The sequence below is a fragment of the Sutcliffiella horikoshii genome (genome assembly GCF_002157855.1).
GTDB classification, from domain to species: Bacteria; Bacillota; Bacilli; order Bacillales; family Bacillaceae_I; genus Sutcliffiella_A; species Sutcliffiella_A horikoshii_C.
This window is the reverse complement of the sequence record NZ_CP020880.1, coordinates 3567441-3588526: the sequence shown is the minus strand read 5'-3', so window position 1 is coordinate 3588526 and position 21086 is coordinate 3567441. Positions and strand designations below refer to the sequence as shown.

Genomic DNA, 21086 nt, shown 5'->3' with positions numbered 1-21086 from the left:
GCGTGCAACAAATTAGAATTTTACATACAAACGATATTCATAGTCATTTTGATGCCTATCCCAAACTTGCTACTTTTCTAAAGGAGAAGGATTCCACACTGCCATCGGCCCTTGTCGATATTGGGGATAATATGGACCGTTTTCACCCTATTACAGAAGCTACCGGTGGCAAGGCCAATACAAGTCTATTGAACATGCTTGGCTATGACTATGCCACGTTCGGAAATAATGAAGGAATAACATTGGACTATCAGGGATTATCACAGCTTTATGAGGATGCGGAATTTTCTATTTTAGCTGCCAATCTATTCGAAGCAAATGGCGATTATCCGGATTGGGTAAAGCCTTATGATGTGAAAACCATGGGTGATATTAAGGTTGCTTTTATTGGAGTGACAGTTTTTTATCAGCATTTTTATGCGCTGCTCGGTTGGAAAATAGAAGACCCTTATATTATTTTGGAAAAATACCTACCGGCTTTAAAAGAAGAGGCCGACGTTATTGTGGTACTTTCACATCTGGGAATTTCTGATGATGAGGAGATGGCAAGGAGGTTTCCTGAGATAGACGTTATCCTTGGCGGACATACCCATCATGTTCTGCCTGAAGGAAGACGGATTGGAAATACATTAATTTGTGGAGCGGGGAAGTATGGGCAATACATAGGGCAGATAGATCTTGGATATGACCAAGAGTTAAAAGTACTGACTCATTCTACTGCCACACTTCATAAGTTGGAACTCTATAAACCGGATCAACAAGTAACAGAGCGGATTAAAGACATGGAACAAGTAGCGGAGAAGCATTTGAATAAAAAGGTAGGAAGTTTGGAAGCATCGCTACAGGTAGAGTGGTTTGCATCTTCTATTTTTCCAGATTTGCTTGCAGATAAGTTAAGAGAATGGTGTGAGGCTGATATCGGGATGGTCAATTCGGGTGTATTGCTTGATGGACTTGAAAAAGGAGAGGTCACACTTGGAATGCTCCATCGTATTTGTCCTCATCCTATTAATCCTTGCAGGGTGACGTTGACTGGTGAGGAGTTAAGGGAAGTCGTCCAACAAGCTCTGCACCCTGATATGGAAAACTTGAGAGTGAAAGGTCTTGGGTTCCGTGGTGAGGTGATGGGGCGTATGGCATTCAGCGGTGTCAGGTTCGACACAGAGCCGATTAAAGACGGTAGCGTTCAGGTGACAGATATTTATATTGGAGGTAAACGGTTAAATGCAACAGACAGTGTAACGGTCGGGACCATTGATATGTTTACTTTTGGTAGAATGTATCCAAGCATCATCCGGGCAAAAGAAAAGAAGTTTTTTCTGCCGGAACTGCTTCGGGATGTATTAGCACATTCATTTTCTGATAATTGACCTATTTTTTACACCCTTTCCACGCGCAAACCATAAATTGATATGGGAAGGGAGCGTGACAATTATCTATGATTGAAATGACACCAATTACAATCGAAGGCCATACGTTTACGGCGATTACGGTGCGATTGCCAAAGACTAATTTCTTGGCGGTAACTAGTGATAAAGGGTATATCATGTGCGGAGCGTTGGATGTCGGCTTATTGAATGCCAAGCTGAAGGACCGAAAGATCATTGCGGGCCGGGCAGTTGGAGTACGTACCATCGAGCAATTAATAGAGGCCCCTTTGGAATCCATTACGTATGAGGCAGAGAATGTGGGCATTACGGTTGGGATGCCGGGCAAAGAGGCTTTATTAAAAATGCTATAGTTTACACCAATATATAATACCATCGTGCTCATCCGGTGGTATTTTTAAATTGCGGTTGATTTCCGTTGCAGGCGCTTGCTTTCCGCGGGCGGTCCGGAAGCCGCCTCGGCTTGCGCCTGTGGGGTCTTCCATGTCCCTTCCTCCCGCAGGACAAGGAAGGCTACGGCAGCTATTCACCGCACGAAGAAAATGCGTTAGCATTTTCGAGGAGTCAAGCGCCTTCCACTTCAATCAACTGGTTGTATTCCTAACTATTTATTGTTGCGATAAACTTTTCAAAACTTTTTTCTATATTAGCAAGCTTTATCCCGGAATTTTTACTATAATAGGAAATATATAGATTTTGTCGAAATGTGAAGATAGGAGAAGTTATGAGACTATTACCTACAAAATCAATGAAACCGGGAATGGTGTTGGCCAGGTCAATCTACAATGATTCTGGTAGAGTACTGTTGAGTGAAGGGATCTCTGTGACTTCACGCATGATTACTCGTTTGCAACAATTGAATGTAACCTATGTATATATAGAAGATGCACGGACAAGCGGGATGGAAGTGCCGACTATTATTTCGGACAAAACCCGTAAGGAAGCAGTAAAGACAATTACTGATACCTTCAAATCCATCGAACATGAAAAAGAATTAAGTAAGTGGTTTGTGATGGACAAATCATCCAAAAGCATCAAGTCACTTATCCAAAACCTGCTAACAGACATGAAATCAAACGAAGAAGTGTCCGCCCTGTTAACAGATGTGTATGTTCACGATAATTACGTGTTTACCCACTCGTTAAATGTGACCCTCTATTCCCTCTCCATAGGGTTAAAATTAGGGTTGTCACAAAAAGACTTAGAAACATTAGGACTTGGTGGAATTCTTCATGATATCGGCAAAATGTTGATTCCAAATGACATTCTCTTTAAGCCTGGGAAACTTACAAGTGATGAATTTGCTGAAATGAAGCGGCATGCGACCTATGGGTATGATATCCTCCGCAACATGCAGACGATTCCATTAATGGTTGCACACTGTGCATTCCAACATCATGAGCGTCTAAATGGCAGTGGCTATCCACGCGGTATTAAGTCGGATGATATTCATCTGTTTGGAAAAATCCTAGCAGTAGCGGACGTTTTTGATGCTGTTACTTCCCACCGGATATACCGTAGTGCCATGCTGCCACATGAGGGCCTAGAAATTTTATATGCAGGTGCTGGTTCGTTGTATGAACCAGAGATTATTGAAGCGTTCCGCAAATCGGTTGCCATCTATCCATACGGCTTGATGGTTACATTGAATGATGGAAGAAAAGGGCTTGTTGTCGGGCAAAATAAAGACCTAACGGAACGACCTGTCATCAGGGTTGTCGAAGAAGAAGGGGAAGAGTTGGAAACACCTTACGATATAAATTTAAAAGACCATCTTAGTTTAGCGATTGTTGACTGCGATTCCCTTGAGAAAATAGCAGCAGTCAGCTAAAAGGAAAGAGTAGAGAAAAAAGAAATATATTTCCTTTGTCCTATAGCAGGATATATGTTATAGTGAAATCATAAAATAATATACTTCCCTTATCATACGATGAGGTAGAGGCTGCATAGCATAAGAGTAAAACTACTGGAGGTTGACACCTTAGATGGTAGAAAGAAAGGATGCTGTGCCGAAGCAATATGAGCGGTCGAACTCATGTTGCTGGGGTTATCTTGAATAAGGATAACACTGCCATTATGACCGGTACGGACGGTTTTTATAATGGAGGGCTACTGATCGGATGGAGGATAACACATTACATAGGTAATGATAGTTATTTTCTATCATTACTTTTTATTTTGTTTTCTTTCAGCGCCTTCCATTGTTGTAAACCGTTTGATGCCAGTCAAACATATTACAGCTTAATGGGGGTTTTTTTGTTATGGAAGGAACAATTTATTCTTTAATTCCTCCAGTGCTTGCGATCTTGATGGTTATTTTGACCAGAAGAGTTTTGCTTTCACTTGGAGTAGGTATTCTGGCAGCTGCATTACTTGTGGCAAATTTTAATCCGGTAGCAACAGTCACTTTAATTTGGGACACAGTGTTAGGTTTATTCTATTCTGTAGACGACAGTGAACTGAACTTATGGAACATTTATATTCTTGCTTTCCTACTAATTTTAGGTATTATTACTGCTTATATTTCTATTACTGGTGGAAGCAGAGCTTTTGCTGACTGGGCACAAACAAAAATCAAGACTAGAAGAGGATCCAAATTCTTAACTGCAATACTTGGTATCATTATTTTTATTGATGATTATTTCAACGCGTTAGCAGTAGGTCAAATCAGCAGACCCTTAACAGATCGTTATAAGGTATCACGTGCAAAGCTGGCATATCTAATTGACTCTACCTCTGCACCTATTTGCGTCATTTCACCAGTGTCTAGCTGGGGAGCGGTTATTATCGGAATAATCGGCACAAATGTCATTGCTGAGCAAAATATTAGTGGTATGACAGCTATTGGGGCATTTATGGAAATCATACCGATGAACTTATACGTTTTTTCTGCTTTAATTATGATTTTTCTGGTAAGTTATTTTAATTTTAATATCGGTCCTATGAAAAAACATGAAGACCTTGCAATGAAAACGGGTCAATTATATGATCCAAATAAAGAAGTGCCAGGGGAACTTTCTGATGAATTGCCTACTAGCACAAAAGGAACTATTGGAAACCTAGTATGGCCAATTGTGGCTTTATTCGTCGGTGTAATCGGTGCAATGCTTTGGTTAGGTGCTTCAGCACTTGAAGGAGAAGTTACACTATTAGGTATTTTTGAAAATACAGACCCATCAGCAGCGTTGTTCTATGGTGGATTATTTGCGCTTATAGTATCTCTTGTATTATTATTTAGTCAAATTTCTAAAGGTGGAGTATCTAATAAAGTAGTAGGTCGTGGCTTTTTGGAAGGTTCAAAATCAATGCTTCCAGCTATTTACATTCTTCTATTTGCTTGGACGATAGCCGGATTAATTGGAGAACTTCAAACAGGTGAATACATTGCGGAACAGGTGCAAAATTCCAACATGAACATCGCGTTCTTGCCGGTTGTAATCTTTATCATTGCTGGTTTCACTGCACTTGCGACAGGAACATCATGGGGAACTTTCACATTACTTCTGCCGATAGCAGGTCAGATTGCGGCTGCAACAGATGTCTCCATTCTACTGCCTGCTTTAGCAGCCGTTCTAGCTGGAGCAGTATTCGGAGATCACTGCTCACCAATTTCCGATACTACGATCCTTTCTTCCACTGGTGCAGGATGTAACCATATCGATCACGTGATGACGCAACTCCCTTATGCGCTCATATGTGCCGCTGTTTCGATTGTAGGTTATATCGTATTAGGTCTGACAGGAAGTACATTACTTGGTCTATTGGTAGTGGTTGTAGCGTTTGTTATTATTGGATTCAGTTTTAAGTCTTTAAAAACAGCAGAATAATCCAATAATACTTTTCAAAGAAAGTAATAAACACCTCCTTTTTATCTACTTTTAACTAAGTGGTAAAAAGAGAGGTGTTTTTCTTTTGGGAAAATAAATGAATGAATATTCATGATATAACACTTATCTATCAATATATACAGCCTTTTTAGTCATATTAATAGAATAAAAATACATTGTAGAGGATTGTCATATGGTGTCGATTAATATAGTGTGAAAGTTTGTTTTGACATAGTCATAAAGTCTAGTTATACTATGTATAAATTATATTAAATAATCAGAAAAAATAAAACATTTGGACTCTTTCATCTATTTTTTGGTAAAAAAAGAGTCTGAGTAGGGGGAGAAAGAGAATGGAAAATCGACCGCAATGGGGGACAAGAGCAGGATTTATTTTAGCGGCGGTTGGATCGGCCATCGGGTTAGGAAATATTTGGCGTTTTCCAGCAACTGCTTATGAAAATGGAGGAGGAGCATTCTTTGTACCATATTTATTCGCTCTTCTGACAGCAGGTATTCCACTATTGATCCTTGAATTCACTATGGGTCATAAGTACCGTGGATCTGCACCACTATCTTATGCAAGAATGAATAAAAAGTATGAATGGCTTGGCTGGTGGCAAGTTGGTATTGCATTTGTAATTTCTACTTATTATGCCGTCATCATTGCTTGGGCCATGTCCTACTCCGTGTTCTCACTGAATCTTAAGTGGGGAGAAGATACAGGCGGATTCCTGATTGGAGAATACCTTCAGGTAGCTGCACCAGGTGAGATTGGTGGGCTTGTTCCTTCCGTATTACTACCATTAGTAATCGTCTGGGTAGTGACACTAGGAATTCTTTTCAAAGGTGTTAAAAAGGGTGTAGAGGTAGCGAATAAGATTTTTATCCCAGCACTAGTTATTTTGTTCTTGATTATCGTTGTTCGCGCTCTGACTCTAGAAGGAGCTGGAACAGGACTTAACGCATTCTTCAAGCCTGACTGGAGCACGATTGCAGACGGTAAGGTTTGGGTGGCTGCATATGGACAGATTTTCTTCAGTTTATCTATTGCATTTGCCATCATGATCACGTATTCCAGTTATCTGCCTAAAAAAGCGGATATTACAAATAACGCATTTATTACTGGTTTCAGTAACTCCGGATTTGAATTATTAGCAGGTATTGGGGTATTCAGTATCCTAGGATTTATGGCAGTTCAGCAAGGTGTTGGAGTCGATGAAGTGGTAGCAGGCGGTGTCGGATTAGCATTCGTTGTGTTCCCGCAAATCATCAATGAATTCCCGGCCTTTAAGGAATTGTTCGGGTTCTTGTTCTTCGGATCCCTTGTACTTGCTGGATTATCTTCATTAATCTCAATCGTAGAGACGTTCATTGCCGGGGTGCAAGATAAATTCAAAGTATCCCGTACAAAGGCAGTTGCCTTCGGTGGTGGTTTATCTGCTTTGGTTTCCATCTTGTTTGCTACAAAAGGCGGTTTGAACTTCCTTGATGTTGCAGATTACTTCATCAACCAATTTGGTGTGGCGCTAGCAGGGCTTGTGCAAGTAATCGTGGTTGTCTGGTTCGCAAGACAATTGAAACCGTTGCAGAGTCATGCCAATGAGATTTCTGATGTTAAATTAACTGGTTTCTTAGGCTCATGGTGGAAATTATCCTTGGCAGTCATCACTCCGATTGTACTTGGATATATGATGTTTGACTTGATCCGTACTAATATTGCGGAAGTGTACGGAGCGGCTGACGGGTATACTCGTATCTTCACGATTCAGTATGGTGTGGTTGTCGCAGTGCTTGCATTGCTTGTAGGTATTGCCTTCTCCCTTATTAAATGGAAAAAAGACACGTTGGAACTTCCGGTTTCCTCGTCGAAGGAGGTCAATAAATAATGGAAACAAGTGCGATTATCATGATGGTTGTCGGTATTGTCATCATTTGGGGTGGCCTGGCTGGAAGTATCCTGTGGGCTATGAAGAAGAGTAAGGAAGCATAAAATAAAAAGGCTGCTGATCGAGTAAATCGGTCAGCAGTTTTTTTAGGTATAAGAAAGAAAATAATCCGGTTGATCTCCGTTCCAGGCGCTTCGCTTGCCTGCGGGCGGGGCCGTGAGCCTCCTCAGGCTTCGCCTTGCGGGGTCTCACCTGTCCCTTCCTCCCGCGGGTGTCTACGCCTCCCACTCCGATCAACGAGGTAATTTCACTTACCAAAAGGTTCAAGAAAGGTATCTTAACGAGTTAGTTGGATTAGCATAAACTTTTTATTAAAACGAAATTTCTAGCTGTGGATTGGAGCAAATGGCGAAGACTCCTGCGGGGGAGTAACGGTAGATTGAGACCCCTGAAGCGTTGTGAGGAGGCTCAAACACCGTCCCGCGGAAAGCGAAGCCATTTGCGGAAAGGAACAGCGGCGTTTACCCACTAACTAATGTTTTTCACTAAAAACTTTAACGCTTCCTTCTATCGCCGCGTTCCCAGGATTTTAGGTGTGGGAACGGGTCAAAGGACCATTCAGAGTAGCCGTTGTCTTTGTACATGCCATAATGAAGATGCGGAGGGAATTTCCCCGCAGTCCCAGGCGGTCCATAGCCAGAGCTTCCGACAGACCCGATAATCTGCCCCGGCTCCACGACTTGACCTACTTCAAGGTCCTTGGCAAAGCCGTTTAAATGAGCAAAATAATGATAGGTATTATTAATGTCACGAATGCCAAGACGCCACCCGCCGAATTTGTTCCACCCTTTGATCTCAATGACTCCATAACAAGTGGAACGGACGGGAACACCATAGCTAGCAAAAATATCTGTGCCTTCATGCATTCTTCTCCCACCCCACCCCCGTGCATCTCCCCACGTATTGCGGTAACTGAAATTAGAACGGATTGGAAGAGGGAAAGCGTGTGTATCCAGCTTAAGCGTATTATACGTACTGTACAGCTTCATATGGTTCATGATAAGCCCGACCGTTTTATCCCGCTGATAATACTCCCATAAGGCAATTTTGATATTTTCTTTGTCAGTACCATAAGGCTGAAGATAATTAGCAAATGTAAATAATACATCTTCATCATTCGTGGAATCAGCGACTCCATCCCCATTCCCATCCATTCCCATTCCGCCGAAGAATTGAATGCTCATAGGATTGTTGTCTTGGGCATTGGGGTTTAAAGGACCTGCCCATACCTCAGGTTTGTAGTAAATGCCGATTACACCTTTGGCTTTTGGAATATCTTTTCTTACTCTGCGGACATTTCTTTCATATTGGTCAACAGCTGCGAAATAGTACCATGGAATCTGTGTGACAGATTGCATTCGATTATATAGTTCCTGCCTTTTAGCATAGATTTGTTCGTCAGTTAAGTTTGTTTCGGCAGCAAAAGTATCTGCAGGGATTATGCTAAATAGAATAATTACGCACAAAAGTAGCCGTATCAAGTCCTCACTCCTTCCTTTTCTTTCTTTTCCTACTGTTAGTTTGGTAAGTTTTCCTCATTTCATAAATACTAATTCATGGAAGATTGTCAGGAGTATGTCCGTGGAAGGTTTTGGACTTGTTTCTTTACCAGATGTTTGATAAAGTGACAGGTGTGAATATGTCGTTTTCCCTATTAGATAAGTTAGAATAGTGAAAATATACAGATAAATTATTGATGAAGTCATCTTGAAAATAAGACAAGTTGGAGTTGATCATATGGCTAAAAAAGAGGAGTACATACGTAAACCAGATTGGCTGAAAATCAAGCTGAATACGAATGAAAACTATACAGGACTTAAAAAATTGATGAGAGAGCACAACCTTAACACAGTATGTGAAGAGGCCAAGTGTCCGAACATCCATGAATGCTGGGCAGTAAGACGTACCGCTACTTTCATGATTCTTGGTGCCATCTGTACGCGTGCGTGCCGTTTCTGTGCGGTCAAGACAGGATTGCCAACAGAACTGGATACACAAGAGCCGGAACGCGTAGCAGAATCCGTTAGACTAATGAATTTAAAGCATGCTGTAATTACGGCGGTTGCCCGTGATGATTTAAAAGATGGCGGTGCTGCCATTTTTGCTGAAACAATTAGAGCCGTTCGCCGTGAAAATCCTTTTACGACTATTGAAGTATTACCATCTGATATGGGTGGGGTTTATGAAAATATTGAAATGCTTATGGCAGCAAGACCGGATATTCTTAACCATAACATTGAAACTGTTCGTTCTTTAACACCACGAGTTCGTGCAAGAGCAACATATGACCGTTCTCTAGAACTATTACGTCGTGCGAAAGAATTACAACCTGACATCCCAACAAAATCAAGCATCATGATTGGACTAGGGGAAACGAAAGAAGAGATTATTGAAACAATGGATGATCTTCGTGCCAATAATGTGGATATTATGGCGATTGGTCAATACTTGCAGCCTTCTAAGAAACACATTAAGGTGCAAAAGTATTATCACCCGGATGAGTTTGCAGAGTTGAAGGAAATTGCGATGACAAAAGGGTTCAGTCATTGTGAAGCTGGTCCGCTTGTTCGTTCTTCTTATCATGCCGATGAGCAGGTAAACGAAGCTTCTAAAGCAAGACAAGCACAGGCTTAATGCAAAAAAGGTACAGCTCCGCGTATGGGCTGTACCTTTTTTTGTTAATCGTTTTTCATTTGTTTGCGGAACTCACTTTTATCTGATTCTTCGTTCATTTCACCGTCTGCTTCTCCATTGCCGTTTTCGCCAGAATTCAGCTGTTTGCCTTGCGGAGATTTGAGCATTTCTTTTATCGTGGTTTCTAATATTTCATCCACTCTAGGGCTTGTCACGCCAAGGGAACGAAAGCGCTCGATATCATGAATCATTTCTGGGTTATCAGAAATGTAAACATGGTAGTAACGTGGAACGATGGATAATCCCGTTTTACTTACCTGGTCAGCTGTGAGCTTTCGGTCTTCACTGTTTGTTTCATATGCAATAAGAACTTCTTCATCCGTTACCAATGTAGCGGAATCTTCTATTGCAGGTAATTGAACCACCATTTTATTGATGATATTGGCAATTTCACCGTAATCCACGGCAGCGATATTTTCATTGTAGCGCTGTGAATTCCTCACTGGCTCTGCTTGGTCGCGAACGTACCCGAAACGAGTTTGATCATGGTCATTGCTGTCTCTTACATCATACATATCGTATCGGTGACCTGTATTTGTATTCATTGGCTGCCCGTCACGCCCATAAATAGCGCTTCTGGCTTGTCGTTCCTCTGGCGTAGGGTCAAAGGAACAGGCAGAAGTAAAAGCAGTAACTAAACTACATGCTGCAAGAATTTTGATTGTTTTCCTCAATGGAAACACCTCCTTACACATAGGATTGCCCGTTGAAAAAAATTTTGACTTAGAAATTAGTGGAGAATGGTCTATAATGTAAATAAGAGCAGAAATGGAGGAGCGGAAAATGATCTGTATTGGAAACCATTGCTACGAACTGTTGGAAGAGAACCGAAACGGCTTCAACGAAGAAACCTTTCGCGCAAGATATATTGATGTTTTAAACAAATACGACTACATTGTCGGTGATTGGGGCTATAACCAATTGCGTTTACGAGGATTTTTTGAAGACCAAAATCATAAATCCACACATGACACAAAGATAAGCACCTTGCCTGACTACATATTGGAATATTGTAACTTCGGTTGTGCTTACTTTGTATTAAAAAAAGTGAAGAAACCTACTGCTGAGGCGAAGTGAAGCTTAGCCTTAAAAAGACCCCATTCGCGATGATGGGGTCTTACTTGTTAGTCTTTCTCATTCCCATATGGAGGCTCTTCGTTCATAGTCTTGTCATCATGGGTCGGATGGGCACCAGGATGCTGTCTTGGGATATCCTGATGAAGGTTTTTATTTTCATAATTAAAGGCACTATAATAACGCTGACCTTCACGCCATGGAGTACTTTTGTTCTCCACGGGTGTGTCTTTGCCGCGGGGAGAGCCATAAGGACCTTCGGGTAATGTTTCAGGTATTAAATAATCTTGCTGCGTTTCTACATTGGAGAAGTCGGTATACTGCCCTTCCTCTTTATCCTTTTCGTCAATAAACATAAAATAATCCCCTTTGTCTTAGAGTAAAGTTAGTTTTACCGAGACAATAGGGGATTATTATGAATATCAGGGTTTAGACTACCTCATATAAAAAAGAGCGCAATTCTGCTGCATCTTCTTCAGATAACTGATATGCATGTTCAAGATAGCCTGGCTCGTCCAAATCATCACTGCCGATGATGGCAAAACGGTTGCCCTGTATATCAAGTACAAGACTTTTTCCATAATAGCGATCAGATTTGACTATTGCCAAATCAAAGCGGCTGTTCTCCCCCATAAAGCTAACAAAACGGGTTTTGGTATCGACTGTATCATCATATAAAAAGAATTTTTCTCCCATATTGAAACCTCCTTCTTGCATCTTTTTCTAGTATAACAAATACAACCTCATTCTTGTTGTTAGATATTTTCAAATATATTTAAGCTGTGCAAGAAATGGGACAATTTTCTTATTTTTTATGCTAAAATAAAAGAAATACAACTTGCTGATTTTGTCTAGAGAGAAGGGAGCCACTTCATGGGGCGAAGCTGGAATCGCATAAAGAGATACTATAAAAAGAATGGCTCACATCTAGTAAAAATATTGCTTCCGTCCAAATATCTGCGGTATTATCCGCCGATCTATGTTCTGAGGAATCCGATTGAACAAAGGGTGACACATACCTTGAAAAAAGGATATCAGGTTGCGGTGATTTCCTTTTATTTTCCGGATTTGGAGAATATCATCTCAAAAATAGGCAGACGTAAGTATATAGCATGTCGAGAAGTGATAAAGGCCCAGCTTAGAAAAGTCATTGGACAGACGTTCACAGAAGAAGAAATTGTATGCTTACATGAACAATACAGTGATGGGATTTCCTTGTTGTTAAGGGTGGATGCAAGGTTCCACAGTACCACAGAACTTGAGGACAAGCTTACTAGCGTAAAGACTGTAATAGAAGGCCGGAAGTATAAACAACTGGATAACCAGCATTTGTGCGTACAATCTGGTTATGTTTTCTTAGAGTCAGGGAAATATACGTTATCTGAATGCATGCTTAAAGCTCATGTACAAGCGATGGCCATGGCAGAAAAACAGGACAAATTACAGTACCAGCAATTAAAATTTCAAATAAATCAAATCATAGCTTTTAAAGATATCACTCTTTTGGCTCAGCCGATTATGGATGTATCTAAAGGCGGAATCAAGGCGTGGGAATTACTGACTCGCGGCCCTAAAGGATCATTAATGGAAAATCCACTGCAGTTATTTTCCATCGCCAAACAGACCAACCAGTTATTTATGTTGGAATTACTCATATTGGAAAAGGCTTTTCAACTTATCTATCAATGTAAAATGAAGGAAGCGATTTTTATCAATTTTACTCCTACGACTTTAAACGAGGTAGAGTTGATTGAGAAGATGCTGGTCCTATTGAAAAAGTATCCGGAGATTATTCCGCAGAATATCGCTATTGAGGTGACAGAGCAAGATTCTATCGATGGATTGAAGAATTTTGAACGGAACATTATCGCGCTCAGGGAACTGGGATTTCAAATCGCCGTCGATGATACCGGTGCCGGTTATGCGAGTTTTCATACCATCAATAGAATTATGCCTGATATAATAAAAATTGATCGTTCTGTTATTCAAGATATAGATAAGAATACGGTCAAAGAAAAGATGCTGCAGGGACTTTTGTTAATAGCAAATGAAACAGGTTCGCTTGTGGTTGCAGAAGGAATTGAGCGTCCAGAAGAGGTTCAGATTCTTTCCAAACATAAAGTGGACATGGCGCAAGGTTATTTTTATGCTAGGCCTAAACTGCTGCAACCGATAACATAACAACAGCCAAGATGACATACAAAGGAGAATGCAGAATGTACTTTGTGGATCGAGAAAAAATTGAGCAGACTTTACTTTATATTGAAGAAAATATTACATTGTATCAAGAGCATGCCTCATGGAATTCCTCCATTGAAAAGAAGGCTCTTGAACGTGTTGCAGTAGCAATCATTGAGGGCATATTGGATGTCGGAAATGCCATGATTGACGGTTTTATCATGCGGGACCCTGGCAGCTATGAGGACATCATAGACATTCTCGAAGATGAAAAAGTAGTAACAGGTGACATGGCTAAACAGTTAAAAAACCTTGTGCGACTTCGTAAAACACTAGTGCAAGACTATCTACTTATCCGTCATGAAGAGGTAGAAGCGTGTTTGGCGGAAGTGCAGGAAACCGTTGTTGGATTCTGTGGTGCTGTCCGCATTTATTTGGAAAATGAATTAGGGCCTGTTTCGGCTTTTAGAAATTAATTTCAGTTGGGAACGCTTTCTTTTAGGAGAGCGTTCTTTCTTGCTTTTATCGGGCTAGTAAAATGTGCTAACATGAACAGGTTAAAAGAAACCTAAACTAATGAAATGATTATAGTGGAGTGTGAAGATAGATGAAAAAGTACCAAGGTTATTTAATTGATTTGGATGGAACGATGTACCGAGGAAAAGAAAAGATTGAAGAGGCAAGCCATTTTGTAAAAGCACTTTATGATAAAAAGATACCGTACCTTTTTGTAACGAATAATTCCTCCAGAACTCCCCAGCAGGTTGCGCAAAAATTAAGGGACTTTGGAATACCAACGTTGGATGAACAAGTTTTTACAACAAGTAACGCCACGGCCAATTATATTTATGATTATAAGCCTGAGGCGAAAATCTATGTGATTGGAGAGGAAGGAATCAGAACGGCGTTACTGGAAAAGGGATTTGAATTGGTGGAAGAGGGAGCAGATGTCGTAGTAAGCGGAATTGACCGCTCGATTAGTTATGAGAAATTGGCACTTGGAGCGATTAATATTCGTAATGGTGCGCGCTTCATTTCCACTAACGGTGACATTGCCATTCCGACTGAAAGAGGACTTCTTCCTGGTAACGGATCATTAACTTCCGTACTGACGGTTTCAACGGAAACACAGCCAACGTTCATCGGTAAGCCTGAAAAGGTAATCATGGAGCAAGCACTGAAAGTATTAGGTGTACCTCGTGAAGAAACGCTGATGGTGGGGGATAACTACCATACAGATATTAAGGCGGGAATGAATGCCGGCATGGATACGTTGCTTGTGCATACAGGTGTGACGACAAAGGCTCATTTAGAAACATATGAGGAGCAGCCGACTTATACGGTGGATTCATTGGAAGAGTGGATTGAAAAAATTTAAGTAAAGCAATCTCAATAATGTTAAGGGACGGAAAAAACCAGGCAACTAGCTAGTTTAGCGGAGGCCTGGTTTTTTATAGTCTAAAAGGTCATTCGGTATTTGCTGCTCTATGTGCTAAACGGCTTGATGCTGCGGCAGCGATGGCTCCGACGATATCATCAAGGAAGGTATGAACTTTTCCGGAGCTTTTGTCATTAAGATGTTCGAGTATGCCTGGTTTTAGTTTGTCGATATACCCGTAGTTGGTGAAGCCGATGGAGCCATAAACGTTTACAATGGATAATGCCAAAACCTCATCTACCCCATACAATCCTTCATCATCACGCAGTATTCTTAAGAGAGGCTCTTGAATTTTGCCTTGTTCAGCCAGTATATCTAATTCAATAGCTGTAAGAACGGTATTTTGAACTTCACGCTTAGAAAGAACACGGTCCACATTCTCCAGACACTCAGAACGCTCAAGGGCAGGATGGTACTTCGACTGCAAGAAATACACCAACTCCGCAATATCATCCATCGTCACCCCACGCTCCTCCAACAACTCCCGCGCCTTCTTCTCCACATCATCCATACTCTCAAAATTCTTCATACAACTCACCCATCTTTTAAAATATAGTCGAGGCGGATTTGCTCCCCTCTTTAGTACTTTAGAGCGGTGAGGGTCAGACCCCTCTTTAGATCTTTAACACTTTAGAGCGGTGAGGGTCAGACCCCTTTCTCTTTCATTTTTTGTTTCTTTATCTACCCTTTATGCCCTTATTTGGAGGAATTAATAGCTTTTGGGCATAAAGTTTAGGAAGATAGCTATTGTTAACAAGTTTTCTCTGTTTTCTTCATATAGTTGGTACTAGGGAGAAGGAGGGAACAGAGTTGAAGCAGATAATTTATGATCAATATGATTTAAGGGTGGAAAGGAAGCAAAGGGTACGACAGTTTGATGCTTTTTGGTCTAATCGCGTACTGTATATCATGGTACCTGTTGCTCACTTGGAAGCAGAGGAAATCGATGAGCTTCAAAAGATAAGTGACTATATGATACGCACGCATAAAGATATATATGTTAGTTCTTTTGTGAAAAATAAGAATGAAACGTATACAACGGAGATAGAAGGCCGTCAAATGGCTCTATTTCGGATGCCTTATGATTATAGTTCAAGACAATTAGTGGTTGGAAAAGAACTTGCCGCCTTCCATACACATGCTAGAAACTATCCTGCAAAAGTGACAGCCATAAATCGGATTGGCCAATGGAAAAGCTTATGGGTAAAAAGGGTTGACCAAATGGAGAGCTTTTTCAGGGAAAAGGTCAGAAGCAATCCTGTTGATGTTTTTGATACCCAGTTTGTCGAATCTTTTCCTTACTATTTAGGTTTGACCGAAAATGCCATTCAGTATCTTGTTGATACAGAGCTTGATGATAGCCCTATGATGAATGACGCTGCTACCCTCTGCCACCACCGCTTCACAGATCTCACATGGCAGCAGGCGCAGTGGATGAAGCTCCCTACAGATTGGATTTTTGATCATGCAAGCAGAGATCTTTCAGAATGGATACGGGTGGAATGCCGAAAAGGCAAAGACATGAACCATGCGAAAATCCAAGCTTTTTTACAAGACTATGAACGGGTATCGCCACTTTCAAGCTTTTCATGGCGACTCTTGTATGCGAGATTGACCTTCCCTATCCACTATTTTGAATGTGTAGAAGATTACTATACGAGCGGGCCTGTTGCCGATAAAAAATGGCATGAAGACCGGATGAAAACAATTCTGCAATCCTCCACTCACTATGAGCAGCTTCTTGGGAATTTTTATGACCTTGCAGGTGTACCTGCGAAAAGTTATGGAATCCCCGTATTGGATTGGGTGAAAAAATAAGCGCTTGCCCTATATTTGTATGTTTTGGAAAAGCTATGAGTGATAAAATAACAGGTAGCTTAGTAACTATTCCAGACAACAAGATGTAGGGAGAGAGACAGATGACAAGGCCGTACGTGTTTATTACAAGAAAACTTAAAGAAGAATTATTCGCTCCGCTTATGGAAATTGCGGATGTAAAGATGTGGGAGAGTGAAAGCGAGGCGGTTCCAAGGGAGATGTTGTTAAGAGAAGCTCAAAAAGCCACAGCTCTTTTGACGATGCTCTCAGATAAAGTGAATGAAGAACTGTTAGAGAGCGCCCCGAACCTGAAGGTAGTGGCAAACCTTGCAGTAGGATATGACAATATCGACGTGAAGGCAGCTTCAGATAGAGGTGTGACTGTTTGCAACACACCTGATGTGTTGACCGAAACAACCGCAGATCTTACCTTGGCATTGATGCTTGCCACGGCAAGAAGAATAACGGAGTCTCAAGAATTTGTAAAAGAGGGGCGCTGGCAGAGCTGGAGTCCCTACCTGCTTGCAGGAGCCGATGTGCATCATAAAACAATCGGTATTGTCGGCATGGGTAAAATAGGACAAGCCGTTGCTAGGCGGGCAATGGGGTTTGGTATGGAGATTCTCTATCATAATAGAAGCCGCCATATAGAAGCTGAACAGGAGCTTGGGGCGGCGTACCGCAGCTTTGAACAGTTGTTAGAGCAATCCGATTTTGTTGTCTGCTTAACTCCTTTAACAGACGCAACAAGGCATCTGTTCAATGATGACGCGTTCAAGCGCATGAAGGAATCTGCATTCCTTATAAATGTAGGAAGAGGGCAAGTGGTGGATGAGAAAGCACTCATCGCCGCATTACATCAAAATGAAATTGCCGGAGCGGGTCTGGACGTTTTCTATGAGGAACCAATTGGAGCGGACCATCCATTGCTTCATTTTCCACAGGTAGTGACAATCCCTCACATAGGAAGTGCAAGTGTAGAAACAAGGACAATGATGATAAAACTATGCCAAGATAATATAGTTGCGGTACTGCAAGGAAACAAAGCAAAAACAATAGTCAGCTGAGTCAAATGAAGACCGGATCTCTTCTACACAAATAAGTGTGGAGGAGAGATCCGGCCTTTTATTTTTTTCTGATTACTCCCCCAATACGTTAAGCGCTTACACTCGGAAGAATGCAAAAATCCCCCCTTGTCAACCATGTCAAACCCTACTATAATGTCCATTATATAAAAACAAATGTACACGCAGAAAAGACAAAAAGAATAAGGGGAAGAGATTTCTTTAGTGCTTTAGAGGAGTGAGGGTCAGACCCCTCTTTAATCCTTTAACGCGCTGAGGGTCAGACCCCTTCAAGGGAGTGGAGCGCAGTGAAGGTGATTTCGGTTGGTTTATTGGGGTTGGGTACGGTTGGTTGTGGTGTGGTGAAGATTGTGGAGGGGCATCAGGATAAGTTGATGCATCAGGTTGGTTGTCCGGTTCGGGTGAAGAAGGCGCTTGTGAAGGATTTGCATAAGGAGCGGTTGGTGGATTTGAATCCTGAGTTGTTGACCCTACATGCGGAGGAGGTTCTCGACGATCCGGAGATTGATGTGGTCATTGAGGTAATGGGGGGAGTCGAAGAGACTCGTCATCATATTTTAAGGGCACTTCATAATAAGAAACATGTTGTTACTGCAAATAAAGACCTGATGGCCGTATACGGATCAGAACTGTTAGCGGCGGCGGCTCAGAACAATTGCGACCTGTTTTATGAAGCGAGCGTGGCAGGAGGCATTCCGATCCTCAGAGGTTTGGTTGATGGGCTTGCCTCAGACAGAATCACGAAAATGATGGGAATTGTAAATGGAACGACCAATTTCATCCTGACAAAAATGAACAATGAGGGTTCCTCTTATGAAGAAGTGCTCAAAGAAGCGCAAAAACTTGGATTTGCCGAAGCCGATCCAACCGCAGACGTAGAAGGAATAGATGCGGCAAGAAAAATGGCCATCCTCTCCACGCTAGGGTTTTCGATGAATATCGAACTCAAAGATGTTCAAGTGAAAGGAATCAGTTCCGTTTCAGAAGAAGATTTGAACTATAGCAAAAAACTTGGCTATACAATGAAACTGATTGGCATTGCCCATCGTGAAAAGGAAAAGGTTGAGGTCAGCGTTCAGCCTACACTTCTCCCGCAAGCACACCCATTGGCAAGTGTGCAAAACGAATACAATGCGGTGTATGTGTACGGTGAAGCGGTAGGAGAAACGATGTTTTACGGTCCAGGCGCAGGCAGCTTGCCTACAGCAACAGCGGTTGTATCCGACCTTGTGGGAGTCATGAAAAACATGCGTCTTGGCGTGAATGGTAAAAGCATGGTTTCCCCGCAATTCCAAACAACACTCAAAGAAAAAGAAGAAATTCAGGCAAAGCATTTCCTCCGTGTACATGTACAGGATGAAGTAGGAGTACTCTCACATATTACGAATCTATTTTCGCAAAAAGGAGTCAGTTTTGAAAAAATTCTCCAGCTGCCATTAAAAGAAGAAGCGTTGGCAGAAGTGGTGGTAGTGACACATCACGCCTCATTAGAGCGCTATGACAATCTCCTTCAAGAGCTGGCAGATATGCAATATGTGAAAGAAATCAAAAGCAGTTATCGGGTGGAAGGGGAAGTCGCGGTATGATGTGGAGAGGACTAGTCAAGGAATATAGCAGATACCTACCAGTCACTGAACAAACACCAAACGTTTCCCTCCAGGAAGGGCATACGCCATTGCTTTTCCTCGAGAACCTTTCTGAAAGGTTGGGAGTGGAGCTACATGTTAAGGTGGAGGGAGCAAACCCAACCGGCTCCTTCAAGGACAGAGGAATGGCTCTGGCAGTGGCGAAGGCAAAAGAAGAGGGAAGTACAACAGTTGTCTGTGCCTCTACAGGCAACACTTCAGCATCTGCGGCTGCCTATGCAGCAAGAGCTGGAATGAAGTGCATTGTCGTTATTCCCGACGGTAAAATCGCGCAAGGAAAGCTTGCTCAGGCTGTCATGTATGGGGCAGAAATCTATTCCTTGGACGGAAATTTTGATGAAGCCTTGCAGATGGTCAAACAATTATCAGAAGAACTTCCTATCACGCTCGTAAACTCGCTTAATCCATACAGAATTGAAGGACAAAAGACGGCGGCATTTGAAGTGTGCGACCAACTCGGAAAAGCACCAGATGTCCTCGCTCTGCCTGTCGGAAATGCAGGGAACATCACAGCATATTGGCGCGGGTTTCAAGAATACCATCAAGACCGCGGAACGGGATTGCCCGAAATGCGTGGTTTTGAAGCGGAAGGAGCCGCTGCAATCGTACAGAACAGAATCATTCCTAACCCGGAAACAATCGCGACAGCCATTCGGATCGGAAACCCTGCTAGCTGGGAACATGCGGTCCGCGCGGCAGAGGATTCCAAAGGGAAAATTGATTTTGTCACAGATGAGGAAATGCTGTATGCCTATAAACTACTTGCTCAAACAGAAGGAGTGTTTGCAGAACCTGCATCCAGCGCATCTGTTGCCGGCGTTATCAAGCAACTGAATTCAGGCGACTTGGCAAAAGGTAAACAAGTGGTTGCAGTCCTAACAGGCAACGGCTTGAAAGATCCAGTGACTGCTACTACTAATGCAAATGTAAACGTACAAAAGATCCCAAATGACTATTCACTGCTCTTAAAATCTTTTGAAGGAGTAACAGTATGAATGAGTACAGAGATGGATTCGTTATAAAAGTACCAGGCAGCTCTGCCAATCTCGGACCAGGATTTGACTCCATCGGAATGGCGGTAAACAAATACGTCACCCTTTTTGTCAATCATGCAGACGAATGGAAATTTACAAGTGTCCCGCCTCTCTCTATAAAAAAGGAGGAAAACATCCTTTACACCGTCTGTCAGGAATTGCAGAAATTATGGAATGTAAAAGCTCCTCCAGCACATGTTCTGACCATGAGTGATATTCCGCTTGCAAGAGGCCTTGGGAGCAGTGCAGCCGCTATTGTCGGAGCAATTGAAATCATGAATGTACTATGTGAAAAAAATCTTAGCCCTGATGAAAAACTGCAACTTGCAGCAAGATTTGAGGGGCATGCTGACAACGTCGCGGCCTCCCTATATGGAGGGCTTGTCGTCTCTACCTATCAAAATAAAAAATGGGAGTATGTCAAACTTCCGGTGGAAGAGCTGGAAATGGTGGCAGTCATTCCGGAATTTGAAGCAAAAACGAAGGAATCAAGAGGTTTATTGCCAGACAGACTTTCATTTGGTGACGCGGTAACAGGTAGTAGCCATGCAAATGTCATGATCGGAGCATTTTTGCTGAAAAAATGGGATCTCGTCGGCAAAATGATGGAAAGTGATATTTTCCACGAGCCATATCGCCAAAAATTGTTTCCGGATTTTGTGGAATTAAAAGAGTGTGCAGGGAAAGCGGGAGCTTTTGGTGTAACAATCAGCGGGGCCGGCCCGACTGTCATCTGTTTTTGTGAAAAAGGAAAAGGTAGAAATGTCGTAAACACGCTTTCTTCGGAGTTTCCACAACATAAAGTGGAGCTTTTGCAAGTAAGTAAAGCAGGCAGCGAGGTGCATTCTAATCATTTATGCAAAGTGTCATCGATATAAAATCCTGTTTTCGTAAACTTTGTCGCTGTTTCGTATACTCAAATCAACCGTAATATTACTTACTTTCGCGCTCTTAT

22 protein-coding genes and 1 riboswitch are annotated in these 21086 nt (G+C 41.9%); of the genes, 16 read left to right on the top strand and 6 right to left on the bottom strand.

Going from position 1 to position 21086, the window contains the following annotated elements:
* Window positions 1–2 precede the first annotated feature (2 nt).
* Together B4U37_RS18470 and B4U37_RS18465 are read left to right on the top strand one after the other, a co-directional pair.
* Complete coding sequence (locus tag B4U37_RS18470; RefSeq protein ID WP_088019419.1) at window positions 3–1370, top strand: bifunctional metallophosphatase/5'-nucleotidase; 1368 nt, start codon at window positions 3–5, stop codon at window positions 1368–1370.
* A gap of 68 nt (window positions 1371–1438) precedes the next feature.
* Window positions 1439–1741, top strand: coding sequence for a YunC family protein (locus B4U37_RS18465; protein WP_088019418.1), 303 nt, complete (start codon window positions 1439–1441; stop codon window positions 1739–1741).
* Here B4U37_RS18465 and B4U37_RS18460 read toward each other — a convergent pair.
* Window positions 1736–1873: a hypothetical protein gene (locus tag B4U37_RS18460; RefSeq protein WP_198317047.1), complete on the bottom strand. Its 138-nt coding sequence runs from the start codon at window positions 1871–1873 to the stop codon at window positions 1736–1738. The genes B4U37_RS18465 and B4U37_RS18460 overlap by 6 nt on opposite strands.
* A 263-nt stretch (window positions 1874–2136) precedes the next feature.
* Here B4U37_RS18460 and B4U37_RS18455 point away from each other — a divergent pair, with 263 nt between their 5' ends.
* The 4 genes from B4U37_RS18455 to B4U37_RS18435 all read left to right on the top strand — a co-directional run bounded on the left by B4U37_RS18455 (window position 2137) and on the right by B4U37_RS18435 (window position 7208).
* Window positions 2137–3219 (top strand): HD-GYP domain-containing protein, encoded by a 1083-nt coding sequence (locus B4U37_RS18455; protein ID WP_342746486.1) that lies wholly within the window; start codon window positions 2137–2139, stop codon window positions 3217–3219.
* 97 nt (window positions 3220–3316) lie between these two features.
* A riboswitch (Lysine riboswitch) is annotated at window positions 3317–3508 on the top strand.
* 141 nt (window positions 3509–3649) lie between these two features.
* The gene (locus B4U37_RS18445) at window positions 3650–5215 is read left to right on the top strand and encodes a Na+/H+ antiporter NhaC family protein (protein WP_088019414.1); all 1566 of its coding nucleotides are present in this window, start codon (window positions 3650–3652) and stop codon (window positions 5213–5215) included.
* Between the two features lie 353 nt (window positions 5216–5568).
* Complete coding sequence (locus B4U37_RS18440) at window positions 5569–7104, top strand: sodium-dependent transporter (protein WP_088019413.1); 1536 nt, start codon at window positions 5569–5571, stop codon at window positions 7102–7104.
* Complete coding sequence (locus tag B4U37_RS18435; protein ID WP_010196622.1) at window positions 7104–7208, top strand: methionine/alanine import family NSS transporter small subunit; 105 nt, start codon at window positions 7104–7106, stop codon at window positions 7206–7208. The genes B4U37_RS18440 and B4U37_RS18435 overlap by 1 nt, the downstream gene beginning before the upstream one ends.
* Window positions 7209–7658: 450 nt before the next feature.
* Here the strand turns inward: B4U37_RS18435 and B4U37_RS18430 are convergent, their stop codons facing one another.
* Entirely contained in the window at window positions 7659–8645 is a 987-nt protein-coding gene (locus B4U37_RS18430; RefSeq protein WP_088019412.1) for a M23 family metallopeptidase, read from the bottom strand.
* Window positions 8646–8901: 256 nt separating this feature from the next.
* Here B4U37_RS18430 and lipA point away from each other — a divergent pair, with 256 nt between their 5' ends.
* Window positions 8902–9798: a lipoyl synthase gene (lipA, locus tag B4U37_RS18425; RefSeq protein ID WP_060665476.1), complete on the top strand. Its 897-nt coding sequence runs from the start codon at window positions 8902–8904 to the stop codon at window positions 9796–9798.
* A 44-nt stretch (window positions 9799–9842) separates the two neighbouring features.
* On the opposite strand, the gene B4U37_RS18420 is transcribed toward lipA, so the two are convergent.
* Window positions 9843–10532: a YhcN/YlaJ family sporulation lipoprotein gene (locus B4U37_RS18420; RefSeq protein WP_157663829.1), complete on the bottom strand. Its 690-nt coding sequence runs from the start codon at window positions 10530–10532 to the stop codon at window positions 9843–9845.
* Window positions 10533–10641: 109 nt separating this feature from the next.
* On the opposite strand from B4U37_RS18420, the gene B4U37_RS18415 reads away from it, so the two are divergent.
* Window positions 10642–10935: a YutD family protein gene (locus tag B4U37_RS18415; RefSeq protein WP_088019410.1), complete on the top strand. Its 294-nt coding sequence runs from the start codon at window positions 10642–10644 to the stop codon at window positions 10933–10935.
* A gap of 47 nt (window positions 10936–10982) precedes the next feature.
* On the opposite strand, the gene B4U37_RS18410 is transcribed toward B4U37_RS18415, so the two are convergent.
* The gene (locus B4U37_RS18410) at window positions 10983–11288 is read right to left on the bottom strand and encodes a cytosolic protein (protein WP_088019409.1); all 306 of its coding nucleotides are present in this window, start codon (window positions 11286–11288) and stop codon (window positions 10983–10985) included.
* 73 nt (window positions 11289–11361) lie between these two features.
* On the bottom strand, window positions 11362–11628 hold the full coding sequence (locus tag B4U37_RS18405) for a DUF3055 domain-containing protein (RefSeq protein ID WP_088019408.1): 267 nt from the start codon (window positions 11626–11628) through the stop codon (window positions 11362–11364).
* A gap of 324 nt (window positions 11629–11952) precedes the next feature.
* On the opposite strand from B4U37_RS18405, the gene B4U37_RS18400 reads away from it, so the two are divergent.
* The 3 genes from B4U37_RS18400 to B4U37_RS18390 all read left to right on the top strand — a co-directional run bounded on the left by B4U37_RS18400 (window position 11953) and on the right by B4U37_RS18390 (window position 14488).
* A complete protein-coding gene (locus B4U37_RS18400; protein ID WP_157663828.1) occupies window positions 11953–13113 on the top strand; it encodes an EAL domain-containing protein in 1161 nt (386 codons plus the stop codon).
* Window positions 13114–13148: 35 nt separating this feature from the next.
* A complete protein-coding gene (locus B4U37_RS18395) occupies window positions 13149–13586 on the top strand; it encodes a DUF86 domain-containing protein (protein ID WP_088019406.1) in 438 nt (145 codons plus the stop codon).
* 131 nt (window positions 13587–13717) lie between these two features.
* On the top strand, window positions 13718–14488 hold the full coding sequence (locus B4U37_RS18390) for a TIGR01457 family HAD-type hydrolase (RefSeq protein ID WP_088019405.1): 771 nt from the start codon (window positions 13718–13720) through the stop codon (window positions 14486–14488).
* A gap of 88 nt (window positions 14489–14576) precedes the next feature.
* Here the strand turns inward: B4U37_RS18390 and B4U37_RS18385 are convergent, their stop codons facing one another.
* Window positions 14577–15059: a phosphatidylglycerophosphatase A family protein gene (locus B4U37_RS18385; RefSeq protein WP_088020364.1), complete on the bottom strand. Its 483-nt coding sequence runs from the start codon at window positions 15057–15059 to the stop codon at window positions 14577–14579.
* 299 nt (window positions 15060–15358) lie between these two features.
* Here B4U37_RS18385 and yutH point away from each other — a divergent pair, with 299 nt between their 5' ends.
* From yutH to thrB, 5 genes are all read left to right on the top strand, one after another.
* Entirely contained in the window at window positions 15359–16366 is a 1008-nt protein-coding gene (yutH, locus tag B4U37_RS18380) for a spore coat putative kinase YutH (RefSeq protein ID WP_157663827.1), read from the top strand.
* A gap of 101 nt (window positions 16367–16467) precedes the next feature.
* Window positions 16468–17433 carry a 2-hydroxyacid dehydrogenase gene (locus B4U37_RS18375; RefSeq protein ID WP_088019403.1) on the top strand — a complete coding sequence of 322 codons (966 nt, stop codon included), beginning with the start codon at window positions 16468–16470 and terminating at the stop codon, window positions 17431–17433.
* A 305-nt stretch (window positions 17434–17738) separates the two neighbouring features.
* The gene (locus B4U37_RS18370; protein WP_088019402.1) at window positions 17739–19037 is read left to right on the top strand and encodes a homoserine dehydrogenase; all 1299 of its coding nucleotides are present in this window, start codon (window positions 17739–17741) and stop codon (window positions 19035–19037) included.
* Window positions 19037–20092 (top strand): threonine synthase, encoded by a 1056-nt coding sequence (thrC, locus tag B4U37_RS18365; protein WP_088020361.1) that lies wholly within the window; start codon window positions 19037–19039, stop codon window positions 20090–20092. The genes B4U37_RS18370 and thrC overlap by 1 nt, the downstream gene beginning before the upstream one ends.
* Window positions 20089–21009, top strand: a complete 921-nt coding sequence (thrB, locus tag B4U37_RS18360) for a homoserine kinase (RefSeq protein WP_088019401.1) — start codon at window positions 20089–20091, stop codon at window positions 21007–21009. The genes thrC and thrB overlap by 4 nt, the downstream gene beginning before the upstream one ends.
* The last annotated feature ends 77 nt before the right edge of the window (window positions 21010–21086 follow it).